Raw genomic sequence first — 6,501 nt, forward strand, 5'->3', positions numbered from 1 at the left:
CACCGGTCCCGTCCGTCTTGTCGGCGCGGGGGAAACCAGGTGGACGGCGAGCCCGGCCGCCGGTTGCGATGAGTTGTGCGCGCCCGACCGGTCTACCGCTCGTGAACGCCACGACACCCGCCGTACTCGTGCTGGCCGGTCCCGTCACCCGGGACGCGGTGACGGCGCTGTGCGCGGACCTGCGGGCGCTCGTGGAGGCCACCGGGGCCGGGGTGGTGGTGTGCGACGCCGGCGGGCTCGGGCCGCCGTGCCTCGCCGCCGTCGACCTGCTCGCGCGGCTCCAGCTCACCGCCCTGCGGGCCGGCGTACGACTGCGGCTGCGCGATCCGGACCCGGCGCTACCCGCCCTTCTCGACCTGGTCGGCCTCCGCTTCGAGGCGGAGCGGCAGGCCGAACAGCGGGAACCACCGCTGCGTGTCGAGGAAGAAGTGGAACCCGGTGAGCCGGCCGTCTGAGATCTCCAGGACCTGCACCGCCCACGGGATGAAGCCGCCCGCCTCCGGGTCCGGCTTGTACTGGGCGAAGCCCGGCGCGCCGTTGACCTGGACCGGCAGCAGCCGCGAGCCCTCGCAGGCGGCGCCGAGGGTGGTCATGAAGCCGGTGATGTCCTGGTGGCCGGTCAGCCACAGGTCGAACGGCGGCATCGTCATGACGGCGTCCTCGTGCAGCAGCGCCGTCAGCGCCGTCATGTCGTAGCCCTCGAAGGCGGCGACGTAGCGCTCCAGCAGTTTCTGCTGCTCCTCGTCCAGCGGGTCGGAGACGGCCGCGTCGGCCGCCTTCTCGTCCCGCTCGGCGAGGGTCGCCCGGGCCCGCTGGAGGGCGCTGTTGACCGACGCGACGGAGGTGTCGAGGAGTTCGGCGACCTCGCTCGCCCGCCAGGCCAGCACCTCGCGCAGGATCAGCACCGCCCGCTGCTTGGGCGGGAGTCGCTGGAGGGCCGCCATGAAGGCGAGCCGCACGGACTCCTTGGCCACCGCCGCCTCCGCCGGGTCCTCGACCACCGGCAGGACGCGGGCGTCCGGCATCGGCTCCAGCCAGGTGTGGTCGGGGCGGGGGGAGAGGGCGGCCCGGGCGAGGGGCGTCGACTCCGTGAGGTCCATGGGCCGCGCCCGCTTGTTGCCGGCCGTCAGCATGTCCAGGCAGACGTTGGTCGCGATGCGGTAGAGCCAGGAGCGCAGACTGGAGCGGCCCTCGAACTTGTCGTAGCTGCGCCAGGCGCGGACCATCGTGTCCTGCACCGCGTCCTCGGCCTCGAAGGACGAGCCGAGCATCCGGTAGCAGTAGCCGGTCAGCTCGGTCCGGTGCTTCTCCAGCCGGACGTCCAGGTCCGTCGTCGTCGCCGTGCCGTTGGTCATCGTCCACCCACCCCTGTGGCCGTTCCTTCGCGGGTGCGCGTCGTCGCGCTCTCGCACTTCGGAAGCTACCGCAGGCGACTGACAATGGCGTCCCGAGTGGGGAAACCCGCAGGTCACAAGCGTGCCGTGAACCTGGTCCCGGGGGTGTGGACGTCAGTGCGCTGGTACCGGCCGCCGCCGCGCCGCGACCCGTGCCGCGCGCGAGCCGAGCACGGTGATCGCCACGACGCCCAGGACCGCCAGCACGCCGACCGCCACCGTTCCGGCCCAGCCGCCCGCGTGGAAGGCCAGCGCGCCCACCGTGCTGCCCGCGCTGGAGCCGATGTAGTACGCCGACTGGTAGAGGGCGGACGCCTGTGCGCGGCCGTGTGTCGCGGTCTTGCTGACCGCCGAGGACGCCACCGCGTGGCCCGCGAAGAAACCGGCGGTGATCAGCACCAGGCCGAGCAGGACCAGCGCGAGGGAGTCCGCCAGGGACAGCAGCAGGCCCGCCGCCGTGGTGCCGCCGGCCAGGTAGAGCGCCCCGCGCCGGCCGAGGCGGCCCACCAGCCGGCCCGCCGTGGACGCCGACACCGTGCCGACCAGGTAGACGAGGAAGATCGAGCCGACGATGCCCTGCGGCAGGCCGAAGGGGGCCTCGGTCAGCCGGTAGCCGATCACGGTGTAGACCCCGCCGAACACCGTCATGAACAGGGCGCCGATCGCGTACAGCCGGCGCAGCAGCGGGTCGGACAGGTGGTCGCGGACCGTGCCGGCCAGGACACGCGGGCGCAGCGAGCCCGGCGTGAAGTGCCTCGGCGCCGGCAGGAGCACCCGGAACGCCACCGCGCAGCCCACCGCGATCGCCCCGACCACGCCGACCGCGATCCGCCAGCCCCACTCCTGCGCGACCCAGCCGGTGATGACCCGGCCGCTCATCCCGCCGACGCTGTTGCCCGCGACGAACAGGCCGATCGCCGTGACCAGCGCCTTCGGCCTGACCTCCTCCGCGAGGTAGGCGGTCGCCGACGCGGGCAGGCCGGCCAGCGCGGCGCCCTGGAGGGCGCGCAGGGCGACCAGCGCGGTCAGCGAGGGGGCGAGGGGGACCAGCACGCCGACGGCCGCCGCGACCGCGAGCGAGGCCGTCATGACCGCACGGCGTCCGTACCGTTCCGACAGGGCGCTCATCGGGAGGACGAACACCGCGAGGCCGCCCGTGGCCGCCGCCACCGTCCAGCTCGCCTCGCTCGCCGCCACCCCGAACTCGCCGGAGATCAGCGGCAGCAGGGCCTGCGTGGAGTAGAGCAGCGCGAAGGTCGCGACACCGGCGAGGAAGAGGGCGAGGCTCATCCGGCGGTAGCCGGGGCCGCCCGGGCTCATGCGGGTGTCGGTGACGGCGGGGACGACGGCGGTGGCGTCCACGACGGTGGACGCCCCGGTACTGGCGGGAGACATGCCTCGAAGCTACGTACGGCCCCGCTCATCCGTCCAATGCACGGAATCGCCATAATCGTTCCCATGGTGCATCAGCAGAGGTCACAGCCCCGCCTGTCACGGTCCGGTGACACAGAAGACACCGGCGATCTCGTCGCCCTGCTCGCGCCGCGGCTCGCCCACTTCGCGGGTGTCGCCCGCACCGAGCACGTCACGCGCGCCGCGCAGGAGATGCGGGTGCCGCAGTCCACCCTGTCCCGGGCGATGGTCCGGCTCGAACACGACCTCGGGATCGACCTGTTCGCCCGCCGCGGCCGGACGCTGTCGCTCACCCCCGCCGGACGCACCTTCCTCACCTCCGTCGAACGCGCCCTCGCCGAGATCGCACGCGCCGCCGACGAGGTGCGCGCCGACGCCGACCCGGCCACCGGCAAGGTCGCCTTCGGCTTCCTGCACACCATGGGCTCGGAGACGGTCCCCGGCCTCATCCGCGCCTTCCGCGCCGACCATCCCCGGGTCCGCTTCAGCCTGGTCCAGAACCACGGGGAGGCGATGCTGGAGGGCCTGCGGGCGGGCGAGCTCGACCTGTGCCTCACCTCGCCGGTGCCGGACGCGCCCGACCTCGTGGGCCGCCGCCTCGACGAGCAGAAGCTGCGCCTGGTGGTCCCCGCCGACCACCGGCTCTCCGCCCGCAGACGCGTCCGGCTCGCCGAGGCCGCCGAGGAGACCTTCGTGACCCTGGAACCCGGCTACGGCCTGCGCCGCATCACCGACGACCTGTGCAGGGAGGCCGGCTTCCAGCCCCGGGTCGCCTTCGAGGGCGAGGAGGCCGAGACCCTGCGCGGGCTGGTCGCCGCCGGACTCGGCGTCGCGCTGCTGCCCCCGCCCGCCGTCCCCCGCCCGGGTGTGGTGGAGCTGACGGTCACCGCTCCGCGGGCGGTACGGGAGATCGGCGTCGCCTGGCTCGACGGCCACCCGGACACCGCCCCGGTCGCCGCCTTCAAGAAGTTCCTCCTCTCCCGACGCGGCAACCTCCTGCCGGCCTGAACCCCGTTGGCGGTCTGCCCTGCCACGCGCTCCGGCAACGCGCCTACCGCCGCGGCGACTTGCCGAAGCCCGCCGCCAGCGGCATGCGCAGCCCCAGCGGCGGGGGCGCGGCAAGGGCGTCTTCCACCGGGCGCGAGAAGGAGCGGCCGAACAGTGAGCCCATGACGAAGTCCTCGCCGAGAGCGAGGACTTCGGTGCGGTGCTGGTTCAACGCGTGGCCGTCGGAGTGGACTTCGAACCGGCACACGTCCCGGTTCGCCTTCTTCGCCCGTGCCGCCAACCGGAACGACAGTTCGGGGTCGGTGCGCGCGTCGTTGGTGCCGTGCACGAGCAGGACCCGCCGGCCCACGAGCTGCCGCACCGGTTCGGCGGGCGCGGCCACGTCCTCCTCGGGCAGCCACGGGGCTATCGCCACCACGGAGTTGACGGCCTCGTGGCCGCCCGCGCGCAGCGCCGCCCGGCCGCCCATGTCGACGCCGGCCAGGCAGACCGGCACGTCGCCGTAGCGTCGTACGGCCTCCTCCGCGGCCCAGGAGGCGTCTCCCGCCAGATGGGCCGCGGCGCCGTTCCAGCCGCGGTAGCGGTAGTGCACGACGTGTGCGGCCAGGCCCTCCTCCCGGCCCGCCCGGGCCAGCCGGCGCCCCAACGCGCGTACGAAAGCGGTCACCATCACGGGAGACGGCCTGCGGCCGGAGACCTCGTCGCCGCCGGGCAGCAGCAGCACCACGCCGCTCACCGCCGTCGGTTCCGGGCCGAACGCCCTCCCCAGCCGGGCCGTGCGAACCGGCGTCGCTTGCTGTGCCATGACAGAACAGTGTCAGAAGCAACGGTGTACGCCACTAGGCCGTGCGGTCACCGTTACGTATCGGCGGATTCGTACAGCGGGCGATCTACGCGCGTAGGAGTTAGAGTGCGGAAATGACGAGCCAGACTGCCCAGACGGGGAACACCCCCAGCACGGAGCAGATCCTCCGGGCGCCGAAGGTTCTGCTGCACGACCACCTCGACGGCGGGCTGCGCCCCGGCACAGTCGTCGACCTCGCCCGGGACACCGGGTACTCCGCACTCCCCGAGACGGACCCGGACCGGCTCGGTGTCTGGTTCCGCGAGGCGGCCGACTCCGGTTCGCTGGAACGGTACCTGGAGACCTTCTCGCACACCGTCGGCGTCATGCAGACCCGCGAGGCTCTCGTGCGGGTCGCCGCCGAGTGCGCCGAGGACCTCGCCGCCGACGGGGTCGTCTACGCCGAGGTGCGCTACGCGCCCGAGCAGCACCTGGAAGGCGGACTCAGCCTCGAAGAGGTCGTCGAGGCCGTCAACGAGGGCTTCCGGGAAGGGGAGCGGCTCGCCCGGGAGAACGGCAACCGCATCCGCGTCGGCGCCCTGCTCACCGCCATGCGGCACGCGGCCCGCGCCCTGGAGATCGCCGAACTCGCCAACCGCTACCGGGATCTGGGCGTGGCCGGCTTCGACATCGCGGGCGCCGAGGCCGGTTACCCGCCCACCCGGCACCTCGACGCCTTCGAGTACCTCAAGCGCGAGAACAACCACTTCACCATCCACGCCGGCGAGGCCTTCGGACTGCCGTCCATCTGGCAGGCCCTGCAGTGGTGCGGCGCCGACCGGCTCGGGCACGGGGTGCGCATCATCGACGACATCCAGGTCCACGAAAACGGCACGGTGAAACTCGGGCGGCTCGCCTCCTACGTCCGGGACAAGCGCATCCCGCTGGAGCTCTGCCCGAGCTCCAACCTCCAGACCGGGGCCGCCACCTCCTACGCCGAGCACCCCATCGGGCTGCTGCGCCGGCTGCATTTCCGTGCCACGGTGAACACCGACAACCGGCTGATGTCCGGGACCAGCATGAGCCGCGAATTCGAGCACCTGGTCGAGGCGTTCGGTTACACGCTCGACGACATGCAGTGGTTCTCCGTCAATGCGATGAAATCAGCGTTCATTCCTTTCGACGAACGACTCGCGATGATCAATGACGTCATCAAGCCCGGTTATGCCGAGCTGAAGTCCGAATGGCTGTTCAAGCAAACCGCCTCCACCAGCGGTTTCACGGCCTCGGAGGGCTGAGGCGGACCATCTCGGGGATACGGAATGCGGACAGGTGCTCACCACCCGTCCGCATTTCGATGTTTGCGGCGGGCGGGTCGTCGTGTTTACGGTCGTGGACCGCTCACATCCCGTCACCCCATTTCGAGGACGCATTCCATGAAGCAGTCTGCTGCCAGGACCCTCGGTGTCGCCGCCCTCGGTGCCGCCTTCGCCGCCGCCGGTGCCGGCGCCGCGAACGCCGCCCCGGCCGTCCCGGACGCCCCCCAGGCGCTCGACGGCATCACCCGGACGCTCCCGGCCGAGAACATCACGCAGGCGCTCCCCGGTGCCGGCGAGGCGCTGTCCCAGGGGCAGACCGCGCTCGGCACCGGACTGGCCGCCGCGCAGCCCGTTGCCCGGCAGCTGCTCGCCGAAGGTCCGACCGCGCCGGTCGCCGGCCTGCTCGGCGGCCTGCCGGTCGGCAAGGGCCTGCCCACGCACGGCCTTCCGGTGAACGGCCTGGCGCTCGGCTGAGCCGCACCCTGGACGCGGGGGGGGGGGGGGGGGGGGGGGGGGGGGGGGGGGGGGGGGGGGGGCAGTAGCGCCCAGACAGCGGGCCTATGACATCGGGCGCCTGGCTGAC

At 72.9% G+C, this 6,501-nt stretch carries 7 protein-coding genes; 4 read left to right on the plus strand and 3 right to left on the minus strand.

Annotated features, from left to right (window positions below; genetic code table 11):
* The first annotated feature begins 68 nt into the window (after nt 1-68).
* Entirely contained in the window at nt 69-455 is a 387-nt protein-coding gene (locus tag AC07AZ_RS35530) for an STAS domain-containing protein (protein WP_478854879.1), read from the plus strand.
* Here AC07AZ_RS35530 and AC07AZ_RS35535 read toward each other — a convergent pair.
* Nucleotides 339-1,355 (minus strand): sigma-70 family RNA polymerase sigma factor, encoded by a 1,017-nt coding sequence (locus tag AC07AZ_RS35535; RefSeq protein WP_478854880.1) that lies wholly within the window; start codon nt 1,353-1,355, stop codon nt 339-341. The two genes, AC07AZ_RS35530 and AC07AZ_RS35535, sit on opposite strands and share 117 nt — an antisense overlap.
* A gap of 153 nt (nt 1,356-1,508) precedes the next feature.
* A complete protein-coding gene (locus tag AC07AZ_RS35540) occupies nt 1,509-2,789 on the minus strand; it encodes an MFS transporter (RefSeq protein WP_478854881.1) in 1,281 nt (426 codons plus the stop codon).
* A gap of 63 nt (nt 2,790-2,852) precedes the next feature.
* Between AC07AZ_RS35540 and AC07AZ_RS35545 the strand changes: the two genes are divergently transcribed.
* Nucleotides 2,853-3,815 (plus strand): LysR family transcriptional regulator, encoded by a 963-nt coding sequence (locus AC07AZ_RS35545; RefSeq protein WP_478854882.1) that lies wholly within the window; start codon nt 2,853-2,855, stop codon nt 3,813-3,815.
* 43 nt (nt 3,816-3,858) lie between these two features.
* Here AC07AZ_RS35545 and AC07AZ_RS35550 read toward each other — a convergent pair whose 3' ends face one another.
* On the minus strand, nt 3,859-4,620 hold the full coding sequence (locus tag AC07AZ_RS35550; RefSeq protein WP_478854883.1) for a dienelactone hydrolase family protein: 762 nt from the start codon (nt 4,618-4,620) through the stop codon (nt 3,859-3,861).
* Between the two features lie 113 nt (nt 4,621-4,733).
* On the opposite strand from AC07AZ_RS35550, the gene AC07AZ_RS35555 reads away from it, so the two are divergent.
* Nucleotides 4,734-5,897 carry an adenosine deaminase gene (locus AC07AZ_RS35555; protein ID WP_478854884.1) on the plus strand — a complete coding sequence of 388 codons (1,164 nt, stop codon included), beginning with the start codon at nt 4,734-4,736 and terminating at the stop codon, nt 5,895-5,897.
* A 138-nt stretch (nt 5,898-6,035) separates the two neighbouring features.
* A complete protein-coding gene (locus AC07AZ_RS35560) occupies nt 6,036-6,392 on the plus strand; it encodes an ATP-binding protein (protein ID WP_478854885.1) in 357 nt (118 codons plus the stop codon).
* Nucleotides 6,393-6,501: the final 109 nt, after the last annotated feature.

The sequence above is a fragment of the Streptomyces sp. NPDC043878 genome (assembly GCF_056435735.1).